At 64.7% G+C, this 16,087-nt stretch carries 14 protein-coding genes and 1 tRNA gene; 8 read left to right on the top strand and 7 right to left on the bottom strand.

What is annotated here, in order from left to right:
* The first annotated feature begins 4 nt into the window (after positions 1 to 4).
* From ACSYDV_RS18855 to ACSYDV_RS18845, 3 genes are all read left to right on the top strand, one after another.
* Positions 5 to 529 (top strand): GNAT family N-acetyltransferase, encoded by a 525-nt coding sequence (locus ACSYDV_RS18855; protein ID WP_438325421.1) that lies wholly within the window; start codon positions 5 to 7, stop codon positions 527 to 529.
* A 22-nt stretch (positions 530 to 551) separates the two neighbouring features.
* Positions 552 to 3,173, top strand: a complete 2,622-nt coding sequence (gene metH, locus ACSYDV_RS18850; protein WP_438325419.1) for a methionine synthase — start codon at positions 552 to 554, stop codon at positions 3,171 to 3,173.
* A 93-nt stretch (positions 3,174 to 3,266) separates the two neighbouring features.
* A complete protein-coding gene (locus ACSYDV_RS18845) occupies positions 3,267 to 4,226 on the top strand; it encodes a right-handed parallel beta-helix repeat-containing protein (protein WP_438325417.1) in 960 nt (319 codons plus the stop codon).
* 112 nt (positions 4,227 to 4,338) lie between these two features.
* On the opposite strand, the gene ACSYDV_RS18840 is transcribed toward ACSYDV_RS18845, so the two are convergent.
* From ACSYDV_RS18840 to ACSYDV_RS18820, 5 genes are all read right to left on the bottom strand, one after another.
* The gene (locus ACSYDV_RS18840) at positions 4,339 to 4,833 is read right to left on the bottom strand and encodes a type III secretion system chaperone family protein (RefSeq protein ID WP_438325991.1); all 495 of its coding nucleotides are present in this window, start codon (positions 4,831 to 4,833) and stop codon (positions 4,339 to 4,341) included.
* A 140-nt stretch (positions 4,834 to 4,973) separates the two neighbouring features.
* Entirely contained in the window at positions 4,974 to 5,303 is a 330-nt protein-coding gene (locus tag ACSYDV_RS18835) for an accessory factor UbiK family protein (RefSeq protein ID WP_438325415.1), read from the bottom strand.
* A gap of 34 nt (positions 5,304 to 5,337) precedes the next feature.
* Entirely contained in the window at positions 5,338 to 5,889 is a 552-nt protein-coding gene (locus tag ACSYDV_RS18830) for a TspO/MBR family protein (RefSeq protein ID WP_438325413.1), read from the bottom strand.
* A gap of 61 nt (positions 5,890 to 5,950) precedes the next feature.
* The gene (locus tag ACSYDV_RS18825; protein ID WP_438325412.1) at positions 5,951 to 6,691 is read right to left on the bottom strand and encodes a TlyA family RNA methyltransferase; all 741 of its coding nucleotides are present in this window, start codon (positions 6,689 to 6,691) and stop codon (positions 5,951 to 5,953) included.
* Positions 6,691 to 8,757, bottom strand: a complete 2,067-nt coding sequence (locus tag ACSYDV_RS18820; protein WP_438325411.1) for a protein-disulfide reductase DsbD family protein — start codon at positions 8,755 to 8,757, stop codon at positions 6,691 to 6,693. Before ACSYDV_RS18820 ends, ACSYDV_RS18825 begins: the two co-directional genes overlap by 1 nt.
* 111 nt (positions 8,758 to 8,868) lie before the next feature.
* On the opposite strand from ACSYDV_RS18820, the gene ACSYDV_RS18815 reads away from it, so the two are divergent.
* Together ACSYDV_RS18815 and ACSYDV_RS18810 are read left to right on the top strand one after the other, a co-directional pair.
* A complete protein-coding gene (locus tag ACSYDV_RS18815; RefSeq protein WP_438325990.1) occupies positions 8,869 to 10,542 on the top strand; it encodes an alkaline phosphatase family protein in 1,674 nt (557 codons plus the stop codon).
* Between the two features lie 19 nt (positions 10,543 to 10,561).
* The gene (locus ACSYDV_RS18810; protein WP_438325409.1) at positions 10,562 to 11,392 is read left to right on the top strand and encodes a pyrroline-5-carboxylate reductase family protein; all 831 of its coding nucleotides are present in this window, start codon (positions 10,562 to 10,564) and stop codon (positions 11,390 to 11,392) included.
* A 156-nt stretch (positions 11,393 to 11,548) separates the two neighbouring features.
* Here ACSYDV_RS18810 and ACSYDV_RS18805 read toward each other — a convergent pair whose 3' ends face one another.
* The gene (locus ACSYDV_RS18805; protein ID WP_438325408.1) at positions 11,549 to 12,061 is read right to left on the bottom strand and encodes a MarR family winged helix-turn-helix transcriptional regulator; all 513 of its coding nucleotides are present in this window, start codon (positions 12,059 to 12,061) and stop codon (positions 11,549 to 11,551) included.
* Positions 12,062 to 12,139: 78 nt separating this feature from the next.
* Here ACSYDV_RS18805 and ACSYDV_RS18800 point away from each other — a divergent pair, with 78 nt between their 5' ends.
* From ACSYDV_RS18800 to ACSYDV_RS18790, 3 genes are all read left to right on the top strand, one after another.
* Positions 12,140 to 13,225, top strand: a complete 1,086-nt coding sequence (locus ACSYDV_RS18800) for a branched-chain amino acid aminotransferase (protein WP_438325406.1) — start codon at positions 12,140 to 12,142, stop codon at positions 13,223 to 13,225.
* 77 nt (positions 13,226 to 13,302) lie between these two features.
* Positions 13,303 to 13,377: transfer RNA gene (locus ACSYDV_RS18795), tRNA-Gln, on the top strand.
* A gap of 506 nt (positions 13,378 to 13,883) precedes the next feature.
* Complete coding sequence (locus tag ACSYDV_RS18790; RefSeq protein WP_438325404.1) at positions 13,884 to 15,428, top strand: serine hydrolase; 1,545 nt, start codon at positions 13,884 to 13,886, stop codon at positions 15,426 to 15,428.
* A gap of 177 nt (positions 15,429 to 15,605) precedes the next feature.
* On the opposite strand, the gene ACSYDV_RS18785 is transcribed toward ACSYDV_RS18790, so the two are convergent.
* Entirely contained in the window at positions 15,606 to 16,022 is a 417-nt protein-coding gene (locus ACSYDV_RS18785) for a GFA family protein (protein ID WP_438325402.1), read from the bottom strand.
* Positions 16,023 to 16,087: the final 65 nt, after the last annotated feature.

Here is a 16,087-nt window from a genome sequence, read left to right as displayed (position 1 = left end):
GGCAATGGCCGACATTCCGACATGGACGATCCGCGAAGCCGGAGCGGATGACGCGTCGTCGCTCGCGCTGATCGGCGCCGCGACCTTTCTCGAAACCTTCGCCGGAATTCTCGAGGGCGAGGCCATCGTCGGTCATTGCGCCGCGCAGCATAATGAGGCGGCTTATCGCACCCATCTGGCCAATGGTGCGCGGGCGTGGCTGGCCGAGGCGCAGCCCGGCGGCGCGCCGATCGGTTTTGCCCTCGTCGGAAACCCCGACCTTGCCGCCGCTGATGATGGCGATATCGAGTTGAAGCGCATCTATTCGCTGTCGCGCTTCCACGGAACGGGGCTCGGCGCGGCGCTGATGAAACAGGCGCTGGACGCCGCGCACGGCTATCGCCGCCTTCTCCTCGGTGTCTATGCCCGCAACGAGCGCGCGCTCGCCTTCTACCGCAAACAGGGGTTCGCCGACCTCGGTACGCGCCAGTTCAATGTCGGCGGCAAGCTTTACGACGATCTCGTTCTCGCCCGCCCGCTCGCTGCCTAATATTTCGTTTCAGGATTTTTTGATGACCGCCTCGAATAGCTCCGCCACTTTCGTCAATATCGGCGAGCGCACCAATGTCACCGGATCGGCTGCGTTTAAAAAGCTGATCATGGCCGACGATTATGCCGCGGCGGTCGAGGTCGCGCGCCAGCAGGTCGAAAATGGCGCGCAGGTCATCGACGTCAATATGGACGAAGGCCTGCTCGACGCCGAATATGCGATGACGACCTTTCTGAAGCTCATCGCGGCCGAACCCGACATCGCGCGCGTGCCGGTGATGATCGACAGTTCGAAATGGGATGTCATCGAAGCGGGTCTGAAATGCGTCCCGGGCAAGCCGATCGTCAACTCGATCAGCATGAAGGAAGGCGAAGAGCCTTTCCTCGCCCATGCCCGCAAATGCATGGCCTATGGCGCCGCGGTCGTCGTGATGGCGTTCGATGAGGTCGGGCAGGCCGATACGATGGAGCGCAAGATCGAAATCTGCGAGCGCGCGTACAAGTTGCTGACCGGCATTGGCTTTCCGCCCGAAGACATCATCTTCGATCCCAATGTCTTTGCGATCGCGACCGGGCTCGAGGAACATGACAATTACGCCATCGATTTCATCGAGGCGGTGAAGGTCATTCGCGCCCGCTGTCCGCACGTGCATTTTTCGGGCGGCCTGTCGAACCTGTCGTTCGGTTTTCGCGGCAACGAGACGGTGCGCCGTGCGATGCACAGCGTCTTCCTCTACTATGCGATCCCCGCCGGGCTCGACATGGCGATCGTCAACGCCGGCCAACTCGATGTGTACGACACGATCGATCCCGAGCTGCGTCAGGCGGTCGAAGATGTCGTCCTCAACCGCAAGGTCGAGGGTGAGGCCGAAAGCCCGACCGAACGGCTGATCGCGCTCGCCGAACGCTATAAGGGCAGCAACCCGGCGCAGGAAAAGGCGGCCGAGGAGTGGCGGGGCTGGGCGGTTGAAAAGCGGCTCGAGCATGCGCTGGTCAAGGGCATCGACGCGCATGTCGTCGCCGACACCGAGGAAATGCGCTTGGCTATGCCGCGCCCGATCGAGGTGATCGAAGGGCCGCTGATGGATGGGATGAACGTCGTCGGCGATCTGTTCGGGTCGGGCAAGATGTTCCTGCCGCAGGTGGTGAAATCGGCGCGCGTGATGAAAAAGGCGGTCGCGCACCTGCTGCCTTTCATCGAGGCGGCGAAAGAGCCGGGCGCGAAGGGCAAGGGCAAGGTCGTGATGGCGACCGTGAAGGGCGACGTCCACGATATCGGCAAAAATATCGTCGGGGTCGTCCTCCAGTGCAACGGCTTCGAAATCGTCGACCTTGGCGTGATGGTGCCCTGGTCGAAGATTCTCGAGGCTGCGAACGAGAATGACGCCGACATGATCGGCCTTTCGGGCCTGATCACCCCCTCGCTCGACGAGATGGTGACCGTTGCCGAGGAAATGCAGCGCGCGGGCATGACGATGCCGCTGCTCATCGGCGGCGCGACGACGTCGAAAGTCCATACCGCATTGCGTATCGACCCCGCTTACAAGGGGCCGGTGCTCCACGTCCTCGACGCCAGCCGCGCGGTCGGCGTCGCGACCGCGCTGGTCAGCGACACCGGGCGCGATGCCTATGTAAAGGGCTTCAAGGATGATTATGAGCATGTCCGCGACGTGCGCGCGAACAAGGGGCAGAGCGCGCTGATCCCCCTCAACGACGCGCGCGCCAACGGCTTTGCCATCGACGAGCATATCCGGCCCTTTCCGCCCGAAAAGCCGGGCGTGCACGCCTTTGACAATTGGGATCTCGCCGAACTGGTCGAATGGATCGACTGGACGCCCTTTTTCCGCGCATGGGAACTCGCGGGCAATTATCCCGCGATCCTGACCGACGAGGTTGTCGGCGAGAGCGCGTCGAGCCTTTACGCCGACGCGCGCGCGATGCTGGAGACGATCATCGCCGAAGGCTGGCTGACCGCGCGCGGGGTCGCTGCGCTATGGCCATGCCGCCGCGACGGCGACGATGTGATCATCCATCTCGAAGAGACGGAAGAGCATGTCCGCATCCCCTTCCTGCGCCAGCAGATCGCGAAGCGCGAAGGACGTCCCAATATGTGCCTCGCCGATTTCGTCAGCCCCGACGGCGACTGGATCGGCGGCTTTTCGGTCGCGATCCATGGCATCGAGCCGCATCTGGCGCGCTTCAAGGCGGCGCATGACGATTATAACGACATCCTGCTGAAGGCGCTCGCCGACCGTTTTGCCGAAGCCTTTGCCGAGCGGCTCCACGCCCATGTCCGCACCGATCTGTGGGGCTATGCGCCGGGCGAGCAACTGACGCCCGAGGCGATCGTCAAGGAAGAGTATCGGGGTATCCGCCCGGCACCGGGCTATCCCGCCTGTCCCGATCACAGCCTGAAACCGATCCTGTTCGACCTGCTCGACGCGGGGAATAATTCGGGCGCGATCCTGACCGAGAGCTTCGCCATGCTGCCGACCGCAGCGGTGTCGGGTTTCTATTTCGGGCACCCCGATGCGAGCTATTTCGGCGTCGCGCGCGTCGGGCCGGATCAGCTGGCCGACTATGCGACACGCCGCGGGGTCGATATCGAAACCGCGACGCGCTGGCTGCGCCCGAACCTCGATTAACCTGCCGCGCTGCGGTTGTCCGATAAAGGGACGGGTCGGCGGTTCATCCGCTTCGCCCGCGACGCGATGGCGGAAGGCGGCTATACGCGTCGCATGGCAAAGTCTCTTTTTGGTCGGCCGCTGCTGCCGTTGCTCGCTCTCCCGCTGCTTCTCGCGCCCATATCCGCGCCCGCACAGTCGGATGCGGCGTCTTATGTCGTCGCCGAATCGGGCCGCGGCTTCGGGCGGCTCCAGGACGCCGTCGACGCGATCGGGGAGGGCGCCGGGACGATCCGCATCGCTTCCGGCTATCATCGCGACTGCGCCGTACAGACGGCGGGGCGGATCGCCTTTGTCGCCGCCGAGCCCGGCCGCGCCATTTTCGACGGTGTGACCTGCGAGGGGAAAGCGGCGCTCGTGCTGCGCGGAGCCGGTGCGCGCGTCGATGGTCTCGTATTCCAGAATATGCGCGTGCCCGACGGCAATGGCGCGGGTATCCGGCTCGAAAAAAGCAATCTCGATATCGCCAACAGCCTGTTTCGCAACAGTGAGGAAGGCATATTGACCGCCGACGATCCGGCCGCGACGCTGACCATCGACCGTTCGACTTTCTCGCGCCTTGGACGCTGCGACCGTGGGCTCAGCTGCGCGCACAGCGTGTATACCGGCTTTTACGGGCGCGTCGTCGTCACCCGCACCCGCTTCGAAAAGGGCAGTGGCGGCCATTATCTGAAAACCCGCGCGAAACAGGTCGATGTCAGGGACAACAGCTTCGACGACAGTCAGGGAAGCGCGACCAACTATATGATCGACCTGTCATCGGGTGCGACCGGACAGATTGCGAATAATCTGTTCGTCCAGGGCCGCGACAAGGAAAATTACTCGGCGTTCATCACCGTTGCACCCGAAGGCCGCGACAATCCGTCGCGCGGACTGGCGATTTCGGGCAATCGCGCAAGCCTGCCGGGCGACATCGGGCGCAAGTCGGCATTCGTCGCCGACTGGAGCGGCGAGCCACTGGCGATCGGGACGAATGAACTGGGACCGGGGCTGACGCGCTTCGAGAAAAGATAGGACGGTTCACAACCCGTTCGTGTCGAGCGAAGTCGAGACACGCCGACGACATGTGCCAACGGTGGGCATCTCGACTTCGCTCGATGCGAACGGCATCTGAATCGGATAAGGTCTAAGCTTCGCCGCGCGTGTCGATCAGCGACGCGGCGAGCGCTTCCGCGGGCGATTTCCCGCCCCACAGCACGAATTGGAACACCGGGTAAAAGCGCTCGCATTCGTCGATCGCGCTTTCGATCAGCGTTTCGGCAAGATCGAGCGGCAGCGAGGCGTCGCCGCCCAGCAGCATGCCGTGGCGGAACAAAATGGTCCCGCTGTTCGACCAGAGTTCGAAATGGCCGAGCCACAATTGTTCGTTGATCAGCGCCAGCGCTTCGTGCGCGACGGTGCGCTTGTCCTCGACGACGCGAATGTCGGGAAAGGCGAGCAACTGGATGACGCCATCGTCGGCGCGCCAGACCGCGCGCAGTTCATAGGTCGTCCAGCTGCCCTGCGCGGTCGCGACAATCTCGTCCTCGCCGACCATTTCGTGCGGCCAGTCATGCGCGGCGAAATAGGACGCCAGCATTTCCATCGGCGCCGCGTCCTGGCCGTCGTCATCGTCGTACATATCGTCGCTCATAAGGCGCCCTTAGCGGCTCTCGCCCGAAGTGGCGAGTCTGCGAGTCACTCGTCCTCCCCGCGCCAGCAGGGCCGTTGACAGATTTGCGCTACGCCGATGGCGGCCCCGGCTAACCCGGGGCCGAACGTTCATTTCTTCGGCGCGGTCTTGGGCTTCGCGGCCGCCTTGGGCGCCGCGGCCTTCGGAGCAGTGGCAGGCTTCGAAGCCGCAGCTGGCTTCGCCACGCCTTCCAGCTTGTCGAGCCGCGCTTTCAACGCTTCGGCTTCGGCGCGCGCCGTCGCGGCCATTTTCTTCACCGCCTCGAATTCCTCGCGGCTGACGAAATCCATGCGGCCGATCCATTCCTTGGCGCGCTCGCGCATCGCGGATTCGGCTTCGCGGCCGGCGCCTGCCACGGTTCCGGCGACGCCGTTCACCATCTTGGCCAGATCGTCGAAAAAGCGGTTCTCGCTCTGCATTTCATATTCCTTCGTCGGGAGTGTTCCCTTGCCACTAGCCTATTTGGGTGCTCGCGGCGGAGGGGACAAGGGTTTCGGCGTCGGGATTCCGCTGGTCGATCTGGAAATTCAAGACCGCGGCAAAGCACAGCCACGCGATATAGGGAACGAGCAGCCACGCCGCCGCCTTGCGGATCGAGGCGAAAGCGAAAGTCGCGGCGACGGTCAGCATCAGGATGAAGATGATCAGGTAAAGTGCCGTCGTAACCTGATGCGCGCCAAAAAACAGCGGCGACCAAGCGAAATTGGCGATGAGCTGGACGAAGAAGAGCAGCAGCGCAAAGCCGCGCCCCTGCGCGCCCCGCGCATGAAGGATCATCGCCAGCGACAACCCCAGGCAGACATAGAGGATCGGCCAAACGGTGCCGAACACCCAGCCCGGCGGCGTGATCGCCGGCAGGTCGAGCGCGGCGAACCAGCGATTGGAATAGCCGCTGTTCGACAACAGTCCCGACAGACTGCCGACCATGACGATCGCGGGCACCGTCACCAGCGCCCAGCGCAGATAGGACATGCGCAACTGACCCGACGTAGCGATTTCACTCATAGATACGACCCCCAACTGTCGATACCGAGGGCGACACGTGTTGCGGCTCGCGCGGCCAGCGTCAAGCGGCTCGCTTCACCGCTGCGATCAGAAATTCAATATTTCCTTCCGGACCGGTGATCGGACTTTCGACCAGATCGAGCACCGACCACCCCGCGCCTTCCAGCCAGTCGCGCGTTTCGGCACACACTCGGGCATGGACTTCGGCGTCGCGCACGACACCTTTTTTGCCCACTTCGTGCCGCTCAGCCTCGAACTGCGGCTTGATCAGCGCGACGATGCGGGCGCCATCGCGGGCAAAGCCCATCGGCACCGGCAGCACTTTCGACAGCGCGATAAAGCTCGCGTCGCAGACGATCAGGTCAACGGGCTCGGGGATATGCGTCGGCGTCAAAATCCGCGCGCTCGTCTGTTCGTGGACGATGACGCGCTCATCCTGCCGCAATTTCCACGCGAGCTGGTTGGTTCCCGAATCGACGGCATAGACGCGCACCACGCCCCGGCTCAGCAGCACGTCGGTAAAGCCGCCGGTCGATGACCCGACATCGATCGCGACGGCGCCCGCGACGTCCCAGCCGAGATGGGTGAGGGCATGGTCGAGCTTGATCCCGCCGCGCGACACCCACGGATGGTCGCGGCCCTTGACGCTGATCTCGGCATCGTCGGGCACCTGCTGCCCCGCCTTGTCGATCTTGCGGTCGCCGATGAAGGCGAGGCCGGCGAGGATCAGCGCCTGCGCGCGGGTCCGGCTTTCGGCAAGCCCGCGGTCGACGAGCAACTGATCGGCGCGTTGCTTGGCCATCAGCGTCCCGCCGCCTTGTCGGCCAGCATTCCCGGCGTCAGTATCTGCGGCAAAAGTTCGGGCCGCGCGGCGCCGGGCGCGTACCAGAGATAGAGCGGCACGCTGTTGCGCCCCAAGTCGGCCAGAGTGCGGGTGATCGCCGGGTCGCCATTGGTCCAGTCGCCGACGAGCGTGATCACGCCCGCCTTGTCGAACGCCTTTTGCACCGCCTCGCGGTTGATCGCCCCCGCCTCGTTTGCCTTGCACGACAGGCACCAGTCGGCGGTGAAATAGACGAACACCGGCTTGCCGGTGGCGCGCGCCTTGACAAGAGCTTCGGGGGAGAAGGCGGACCCGGAGGCCGCTACCTTATGCTCGGTTTGTGCGAGTTCGGCGGCTGCGGCGGCAAGGCTGCCGACAAGCAGAAGAGCGGCGGCGCCGAGAAGCCATTTTCGGCGGTCGCCGCGCTGGATCGCTCCGAAATGCCACAGCAGGACGACGGCCATGCTCACCGCGATCAACGGATAGACGAGCCCGGCGCCGCTCCCGATCTGGCGCCACAGCAGCCACCCGAGCGCCAGCGCCGTCAACCCCATCGGCAGCGCCATCCACTTGCGGAACGTCGCCATCCACGGCCCCGGCTTGGGAAGCCGGTTGCGCAATGCCGGCACAAAACCGACCGCAAGGAAGGGCAGGGCAAGCCCCAGTCCCAGCCCGCCGAAAATCGGCAGAGCCGCCCATACCGGCAGGACCAGCGTCGCGCCCAGCGCCGCGCCCAGCAAAGGCCCGCTGCACGGCGTCGCGACAAAGGCGGCAAGCGCGCCGGTCCAGAAACCGCCCGCGGCGCCGCTCTTGGCGGTCAGAGCCTGACCTTTGCCGAAGCTTGGCAATTCGTAGGTGCCGAGCAGGTTGAGTGTGATCGCGATGGCGAGGATCAACAGGACCAGCACGCTTACCGGATGCTGGAGCTGGAAAGCCCAGCCCACTTGTTCGCCCACCGCGCGCAGCGCCAGCAATATGCCGCCGAGCAGCAACGCGGTAACGACCGCGCCCGCCGTATAGGCCAGTGCCTCGACCTTCGCGCCCCGCGCATCGCCGCCCGATCGCGCAAGGCTGAGCGCCTTCAGGCTCAGAATCGGAAAGACGCACGGCATCAGGTTCAGGATCAAGCCGCCGAGGATCGCGCCGCCGAGCGCGGTCCAGAACAGCCCCATGTCGACCCCGCTCGCGCGCGTCGCAATGGCTTCGCCTGCGGGTGGAACCGTCCCGGGCTCGAACCGCACCGTCAGCCCGCGTCCATCGCCCAGCTTCAGCAGCGCCGCGACCGTGCCCGCAGCTTCGCCCTTGGCCTTGGTTTCGACGATGATCTGGTCGCCGTTGCGGCTGAACGTCTGCGCAGCGGCATAGTCGGCGACTTCGCGCGTTTCGAGGAACAGGTGTGGGTCGTCGAGTGTCGCTGCGACGGGCAGGGGGATCGCGAAGCGCAGCGCGTCGCCGCGGCGTTCCCACGTGCCCGCCCGGTCGAGCGGCTGCGGCAACAGCGCGCGCCAGCCGTCGAACTGCGTGCGTGACGTCGCCGAAATCGCGCCGTCTCCGGCTTTCAGCACGACCGAGATCACCGCCTTTTCGGGGACGCATACCTTGTCGGTGCAGGCGAGCCAGTTGGCGACCCCCGACAGCGTCAGGTCGGTGCCCGGCGCGATGCTCTTGTCGATGCGGACGTCGGCGAGCAGCGCATAGGGATGCTCATAGACATGGTTCATCATGCCAAACAGGATCAAGGCATCGGGGACGGGATAGTGAAAGGCGCCGACGGTCACGCCCTCGGGCGCATTCCATTCGACCGCCATGCCGAACCCCGCGTCGCCGCCATTCGCCCAATAGCCATGCCAAGGCTTTTCGGGGGTCATGGTCAGGGCGAGGGTTGTTGCATCGCCGGGGGCGGGGGCCGCGGATTCGGCGACAAGCTTCGCCTGAATATGCGTGGGGGCGGCCGTCGCGGGGCTTGTCGCGACAAAGGCGAGCGCCAGCATCGCCAGTATCGCGCGCCATCCGCTTGCCACAAATCCGTTCTTCACGCGCGCCATGCCGTCCCGCCATATCCATCGTTCGAGGCTTGCCATATAGGCGGGTTTCGTCGAGAGGACAGCCCGCGCTGACGGACCCAGAAACGGAGACAGCTTGTGAAGATCAAAAGCCTGACCACCGCCCTTGCTGCCGCTCTTTGCGTTGCCGGCGCCGGGGCCAGCCTCGCGCAGGATGCTCCCGCTCCGGTCCAGACCGCGCCCGCCGCGAAAGTGACCGCCGCGACCCCGCCGCCCAAGCTCTTGATCATGATCGCGGTCGATCAATTCTCTGCCGATCTGTTCGCCCAATATCGCGGCCATTTCACCGGCGGTCTCGCCCGGCTTGCTTCGGGCGTCGTCTTTCCGTCCGGCTATCAGGCGCATGGCGCCACCGAAACCTGCCCCGGCCATTCGACGATCCTGACCGGAAGCCACCCGGCGCGCACCGGGATCATCGCGAACAATTATTTCGACCTGTCGACGCCGCGTGCCGACAAACGGCTTTATTGCGCCGAAGATGAAAGCGTCGAAGGAACGACATCGAGCAGCGGCAAATATGCGCCGTCGGCGAAGCATCTTCTCGTCCCGACGCTCGGCGACCTGATGAAGGCGCGCGATCCGAAGGCGCAGGTCGTCTCGGTCGCGGGCAAAGACCGTGCGGCGATCATGATGGGCGGACATCAGGCCGACGAATTGATGTGGCTGTTCCCGGGCGGTCTCACCAGCTACCGCGACACCACCCTGTCACCAACCGCAACGCAGGCGGGAACCGCGATTGCTGCGGCGATCGCGCAGCCGCGCACCGGGCTGACATTGCCCGCCAATTGCGCCGCACAGGATATCGCCATTGCGATCGACAAGGGCGGCACGGTAGGCACCGGCCGCCTCGCACGCGAGGGCGGCGATTTCCGCCGCTTCATGGCTTCGCCCGAGGCCGACGGCGCAGTACTCGCCGCCGGCGCGGCGCTGCGTCAGGCACGCAAGCTCGGCGAAGGCGACGCGACCGACCTGCTGATCCTCGGTCTGTCGGCGACCGACTATGTCGGCCATGGCGTCGGCACCGAGGGCGCCGAAATGTGCCTGCAAATGGCGGGGCTCGACCGCGAACTCGGCGATTTCTTCGCGCGGATGGACGCGACCGGGATCGATTATGCCGTCGCGCTGACCGCCGACCATGGCGGACACGACCTGCCCGAACGCAACCGTCAGAATGCCTGGCCCGCCGCCGAGCGCGTTGATCCCGCGCTGGCGCCCGATGCGCTGGGCAAAGCGGTCGCCGAAAAACTCGGCCTGCCGCAACCCTTGCTCTACGGCGACGGCCCGTTCGGCGATTTCTATCTGTCGAAGGCGTTGACCCCGGCGCAGCGCAAGGCCGCTATGGCGGAGATCACCACCCGGCTGCGCGCTCATCGTCAGGTCGAAGCGGTCGTGACCGGCGAGGAGCTGGCAGCGCATCCGGTCTCGAAGCGCGCACCGGACGTCTGGAACCTGATGGACAAGCTCCGCGCCTCCTATAATCCGGCGCGGTCGGGCGACTTCATCGTCGTGTTGAAGCCGCGCGTCACACCGATTCCCGAATCGGGTCTCGGCTATGTCGCGACGCACGGGTCGGTGTGGGATTATGACCGCCGCGTCCCCATGCTCTTCTGGCGCAAGGGGCTCGCCGGCTTCGAACAGCCCAATGCGGTGATGACGGTCGACATATTGCCGACTCTGGCGTCGCTGATCGGCCTGCCTGTCGATGCGACCAAGATCGACGGCCGCTGTCTCGACCTGATCTCGGGTCCCGAAAGCAGCTGCCGCTAAGGACAAGAAAAGAAGATTTATGACGAAGATTTTGCGGGACTTCTCCGACCGGCTGCTGTTGGTCGGCTGTGGCAACATGGCCGGTGCGATGCTCGATCGCTGGCTTGCGGACGGGCTCGATCCGGCGCAGGTCGCGGTCGTTGATCCTTATGCAACTGCCCGCGACGGCGTCGCGCTGTACGCATCGCTCGCGGAGTGGCAGGCTGCGGGCGGCTCGGCCGACTGGATGATGCTGGGGATGAAGCCGCAGCAATTGGGCGATGTCGCCGCAGATCTTGCGCCGCTCGCGACCGGCGAGGTCCATCTCCTGTCGATCCTCGCCGGGGTGTCGCTGTCCGATCTCGCAGCGCGCTTCCCCGATGCGCGGGCACAGGTCCGCATCCTGCCCAACCTCGCGGCGCGAATCGGCGCGGGTGTGTCGGCGGTCGCTTCGCTTGGCGATGTGGATGCCTCGGCGGTTACCGCCTTGCTCGATCCGCTGGGTCAGACCGTGACGCTCGACGATGACTCGACGATGGACCTCGTCACCGCCTTCACCGGCAGCGGTCCTGCTTTCGTGCTTCGCCTGATCGAATCCTATGCTGCGGCGGGCGAACGGCTGGGCCTGTCGGCGGAAGATGCACTGGCGCTCGCCACCGCGACTTTCGGCGGGGCGACCGCGCTCCTCGTCGACAGCGGTGAACGGCCCGGCACGCTGATCGCGCAGGTCGCGAGCAAGGGCGGCACGACGCAGGCGGGTCTCGATGTCCTCGACAGCGACGGCCAGCTGGCGGCGTTGCTCACCAACGTCCTGCGCGCGGCGCGCGACCGGGGCCGCGAACTCGCCGACCTCGCGCGCGGCGACGGCTGAGACAAAGCGTCGTCCCCGCGAAGGCGGGGGCCGCTATCGTTCCTGGATTTCGCTCTCCTCTCCGTTCGTGTCGAGCGAAGTCGAGACACCCATCGTCGAAACACCTAACCGAGGGGCATCTCGACTTCGCTCGATGCGAACGGGAAAGGGAATGGCTTAACCGGGATCACGCCCCAGCGATGCCACCCGCGCGCGGTCGCGCGCCGGGACCAGCGCTTCGCTGACCTGCCAGAATCCGGTCACGGCCTGTTGCCCCGCATGGGTATAGGCCCGGCTCATCGCGTCGCGCAGCACAGTGAAGATCGACTTTTCCAGCGCTCGCCCGGCGTCGGTCAGCCGCAGTTCCTTCTGTCGGCGGTCGCGATTGCCCGGGCGCGTCGTCAGCATGTCGCGCGCCTCCAATTCCTTGACAACGCGGCCCAGCGACTGCTTGGTGATCCCCAGCAAAGCAAGCAAGTCGGTGATCGTCAGCCCCGGTTGGCGCGCTATGAAATAAAGAGCGCGATAATGCGCCCGGCCCAGTTCATTCTCGGCGAGCCGCGCGTCGATCGTCCGCCACAGCGCGGCATGCGCGAAAAACAGAAATTCGATCCCCCGGCGAACTTCGTCCTCGCGTAAGAAAAGTGCGGACGCAGCGGGTACTTGTGAAAGAAAATTTTCCTCGTTCATGGTGACTAGCGTTGCGCGCGGCGCACTCTTTTGGCAAGAGGCGCGCATCGATCAACCCTCAAATCATAGGTTTCCGCAATGTCATCTCCCGCCTTTGCCAAATTGCCGCACCCCAATCCGGTCACGGACGATGTACGCGCGGCGGCGATTGCCGATCCGATGTTCGGGCGCGTTTTCACCGATCATATGGTGTCGATCCGCTATAGCGACGACAAGGGCTGGCACGATGCGCAGGTGATGCCGCGCGGGCCGCTGTCGCTCGATCCCGCGACTGCTGTGCTCCATTATGCGCAGGAAATCTTCGAAGGGCTCAAGGCTTATCGACTCGATGACGGCTCGATGGCGCTGTTCCGTCCCGAAGCCAACGCTGCGCGCTTCAACGAGAGCGCGCGTCGCATGGCGATGGCCGAACTGCCCGAAGACATGTTCATCGCCGCGGTGAAGGAAGCCGTTGCGGCCGACGCCCACTGGTTCCCCCCGGTTGACGGCGGCGCGCTCTATCTGCGTCCCTTCATGTTCGCGAGCGAAGTGTTCCTCGGCGTGAAGCCCGCGGCCGAATATCAGTTCCTTGTCATCACCTCGCCGGTCGGGAATTATTTCAAGTCGGGCGCCCCGGCGATCTCGCTTTGGGTGGCGGAGGATTATACCCGCGCCGCACCCGGCGGCACCGGCGCCGCCAAATGCGGCGGCAACTATGCCTCCAGCCTCGTCGCGCAGCGCGAGGCGATCGCCAAGGGGCACGATCAGGTCGTGTTCCTCGACGCCGCCGAACGCCGCTGGATCGAGGAATTGGGCGGCATGAACATGTTCTTCGTCTTCGACGATGGCAGCATCGTTACGCCGCCGCTGAGCGGCACGATTCTTCCCGGAATCACCCGCGACGCGATCATCACGCTGGCGCTCGACGCCGGGCTGACGGTGCGCGAGGAACTCTATGCGATCGACCAGTGGCAGGCCGATGCGGAAAGCGGCCGCCTGACCGAAAGCTTCGCCTGCGGCACCGCCGCCGTGGTGACGCCGGTGGGCAAGGTGACGCGCGGCGAAACCAGCTTCACCATCGGCGCTGGCGGTCCGGGGCAGGTCACCGGCATGCTCAAGGACAAGCTGGTCAATATCCAGCGCGGCCGCGCCGCCGATCCGCATGGCTGGGTCACGCGGCTCTGATTTTGATCGCGGCAAGGCGTTCAGCCAGCTTGCCATTCATGCGCTCCACGTTATAGAGCGCGCTCGCACCGGCCCGATGGGGCGTCGCCAAGCGGTAAGGCAGCGGCTTTTGATGCCGCCATGCGCAGGTTCGAATCCTGCCGCCCCAGCCAGCCGGTCGAGATTCCTCCCGCCCATGTCGGGACCAGTCACCCGATATTTCCGACCGAAGCATCCTGGCCCATCGCCGGGACATGCCTGATTGTGCATCAGAGCATGGCGATATGCCCTCCAAAAAGGGCCGCAATCGAGTTGCGCCGCGCCTGTCGCCGGGACGCAGGATGATCCTTCGACGCGTTGCGCGAGGGCGAGATATTTCTGAACCAGCCGACGCGGCGTAGCCAATCGCTTCTGACAGCCGCGTTGCGGCTGGCATTGACAATTTTCACACCCAGCACTTATGTCCCCGATTGAAAATATTTCTAATTTAGAAATTTATGTTTCGTAGCCCCGATTTGCTGCGAAGCCGGGAGAGAGGGCGCATATGGTGATCGCTGCGGTGCGTGAGGTGGTCGATATGGTGCGTGCCGATCCTCCGGCGGCCGCAAAACAGCGGCCATAGCATCTCCCTCCCTCATGTGGCGCCGCCGATGGCTCGCGCCGGAAATGGAACGAAAACATGATCTTCCACGTGCGAATGAAGCATATCATTCTGTCTTCGGCGAGCCTGGCTCTGCTCTCCAGCCCGGCGTTGGCCCGGACCACCGTCGAGACGCCTGCGGAGCTATCCGTGACATCGCCTGCGACCGAAGCGGCGCTCGAAGGGCTCGATGCCTATATCGAGGGCGCGCGGCAGGCGTGGCAGGTGCCGGGCCTGTCCATCGCCATCGTCAAGGACGACCGGGTCGTCTATTCCAAGGGCTTCGGTGTTCGCGAGAAGGGCAAAGCGGACAAGGTCGACGCCGACACGGTCTTTGCGATCGGATCGGCGACCAAGGCCTTTGCGGCGGCGGCGCTCGGCATGCTGGTCGACGAAGAGAAGATCGGCTGGGATGGCGCGGTCCACGACTATATGCCGTCGTTCGAGCTCCACGACCCCTATGTCACCCGCCATGTGACGGTGCGCGACCTGCTGTTGCACCGCACCGGCGTCGTCACCAATGGCGGGCTCTGGTACGGGTCGGGGTTCGATCGCAAGGAAATCATCCGGCGGCTGCGCTTTCAGACCGCAACGCTCGGTTTCCGCAACCAGTATCAATATCAGAACGAGATGTTCATCGTCGCGGGCGAAATCGTCCCCGCTGTGACCGGTATCGGCTTTGACCGCTTCATCGCCGGTCGCATCTTCGAACCGCTGGGCATGCGCCGCACCAGCACCAGCATCACGGCCCTCAAGGGGCTGGCCAATGTCGCGACCCCGCATGCAATGCTCGGCGGTCAGGTGATACCTGTCGAATATCGCATGATCGACAATGTCGGCGGCGCCGGCGTGATCAATTCCAGCGCGCGCGACATGGCGCAGTGGGTGCGTTTGCAACTGGGCGGCGGCCGTTTCGAGGGGGTTGAGCTGATCGCACCCGCGACGCTGGCCGAAATGCATAGCGGCCAGATCGTCACGGGCGGAGGAGCGGGCACGACCTTCAAGTTCAATGAATATGGTCTCGGCTGGGGCGTGCAGGAATATCGCGGGCAAAAGGTCGTCCGGCATAGCGGGGCGATCGACGGGATGCAGAGCATGGTCACCATGATACCCGAAAGAAAGCTCGGGGTGGTCGTGCTGACCAATGGTTTGCGCACCAAGCTGGCGGCGGCCGTCGAACTGCGCGTGCTGGATGCGTTTCTGGGCGGCGCCACGATCGATCACAGCGCCATCATGAAACAGGCGGACGACGAGGCGGCCCGGCGCGCGCGTGAAAAGGGAGCGGCGGCACGGAGTGCGGCGGTCCCGGCGCCCACCCGGCTGCCGCTCGATCGCTATGCCGGTGTCTATTCGAGCGATCTGCTGGGCGAGGTTGCGATCACGCTGGTCGACGGCAAGCTCAAGCTCGCGCGCCCGCTGGCGAGCGCAATGCTCGACCATGATCGGGCCGATATGTTCATGGCGCAGTGGAACAGCCCGGGCCAGATGAGCATCACCGGCCCGACCCCGGTCGGATTCAGCTTCGCCCCGGATGGAGCGATTTCCGCGCTGGAACTTGGCGGCGACAGATTTGTGCGCAAATAGACGCTTGCGAACAGCCGCCCGTCATCCCCTATGGCTCGCGCGATATTCCCGAATCCGCAAAAGTTCGGCGTCGCTGGTGGGGTAGAGGATATTCTCTCCCGTCAGGGCTGCTGCGTTCGGACAGCACAGGATCGACCAGATCGACCACGCGCACCCCGGCCAGCGGCCGATCGACGCTCATGGCGTGTTTCGCTCGAATTGCGGCAGGCCGGCGGGAATCTCGACCCACGGCAGCGCCGATGCGGTCCACACATGCACCGCGGGGGTAAAGAGGCCGGGATCGTCGGCGGTGCCGGCCTTGACGATCGCGATCTTCGGCGATGCGGCGGACAGCGACTGGATCGGCGATCCGCAGGTCGCGCAGAACTGGCGCAGCACCGGGGCGCCGCTTTCGGTGTCGCGGTCCTCATAAGTGGTGAGGTCGCCGGTCAGCTCCATCGCATCGGCACGCACGACAATATTGACCGAAAAGGCGCTGCCCGACTGACGGCGGCAGTTGCTGCAGTGACAGACCGCGACCGCCAGCGGGGCACTTTTGATCCGGTATCGCACCGATCCGCAATTGCATCCGCCTTCGATTTCGGTTTCCGACATCGCTCATCTCCCGTTTCGCTTTTTCAGGTTGCGCTTTTATCTAACGTCATTAGTTTGTAAAGTCT

Source organism: Sphingopyxis selenitireducens, from assembly GCF_051550705.1.
Taxonomy (GTDB): domain Bacteria; phylum Pseudomonadota; class Alphaproteobacteria; order Sphingomonadales; family Sphingomonadaceae; genus Sphingopyxis.
Note: the sequence above shows the minus strand (reverse complement) of the source record. Positions and strands in the feature narration are given on the sequence as shown.

Bases quoted from the DNA above. Each gene is read 5' to 3' on its own strand.
- ACSYDV_RS18785 (WP_438325402.1), bottom strand. From the start codon at position 16,022: ATGTCGGAAACCGAAATCGAAGGCGGATGCAATTGCGGATCGGTGCGA.
- ACSYDV_RS18820 (WP_438325411.1), bottom strand. From the start codon at position 8,757: ATGGCGCGCGTGAAGAACGGATTTGTGGCAAGCGGATGGCGCGCGATA.
- ACSYDV_RS18830 (WP_438325413.1), bottom strand. From the start codon at position 5,889: ATGAGTGAAATCGCTACGTCGGGTCAGTTGCGCATGTCCTATCTGCGC.
- ACSYDV_RS18835 (WP_438325415.1), bottom strand. From the start codon at position 5,303: ATGCAGAGCGAGAACCGCTTTTTCGACGATCTGGCCAAGATGGTGAAC.
- ACSYDV_RS18810 (WP_438325409.1), top strand. From the start codon at position 10,562: ATGACGAAGATTTTGCGGGACTTCTCCGACCGGCTGCTGTTGGTCGGC.
- ACSYDV_RS18790 (WP_438325404.1), top strand. From the start codon at position 13,884: ATGATCTTCCACGTGCGAATGAAGCATATCATTCTGTCTTCGGCGAGC.
- ACSYDV_RS18855 (WP_438325421.1), top strand. From the start codon at position 5: ATGGCCGACATTCCGACATGGACGATCCGCGAAGCCGGAGCGGATGAC.
- ACSYDV_RS18825 (WP_438325412.1), bottom strand. From the start codon at position 6,691: ATGGCCAAGCAACGCGCCGATCAGTTGCTCGTCGACCGCGGGCTTGCC.
- metH (WP_438325419.1), top strand. From the start codon at position 552: ATGACCGCCTCGAATAGCTCCGCCACTTTCGTCAATATCGGCGAGCGC.
- ACSYDV_RS18800 (WP_438325406.1), top strand. From the start codon at position 12,140: ATGTCATCTCCCGCCTTTGCCAAATTGCCGCACCCCAATCCGGTCACG.
- ACSYDV_RS18845 (WP_438325417.1), top strand. From the start codon at position 3,267: ATGGCAAAGTCTCTTTTTGGTCGGCCGCTGCTGCCGTTGCTCGCTCTC.
- ACSYDV_RS18840 (WP_438325991.1), bottom strand. From the start codon at position 4,833: ATGTACGACGATGACGACGGCCAGGACGCGGCGCCGATGGAAATGCTG.
- ACSYDV_RS18805 (WP_438325408.1), bottom strand. From the start codon at position 12,061: ATGAACGAGGAAAATTTTCTTTCACAAGTACCCGCTGCGTCCGCACTT.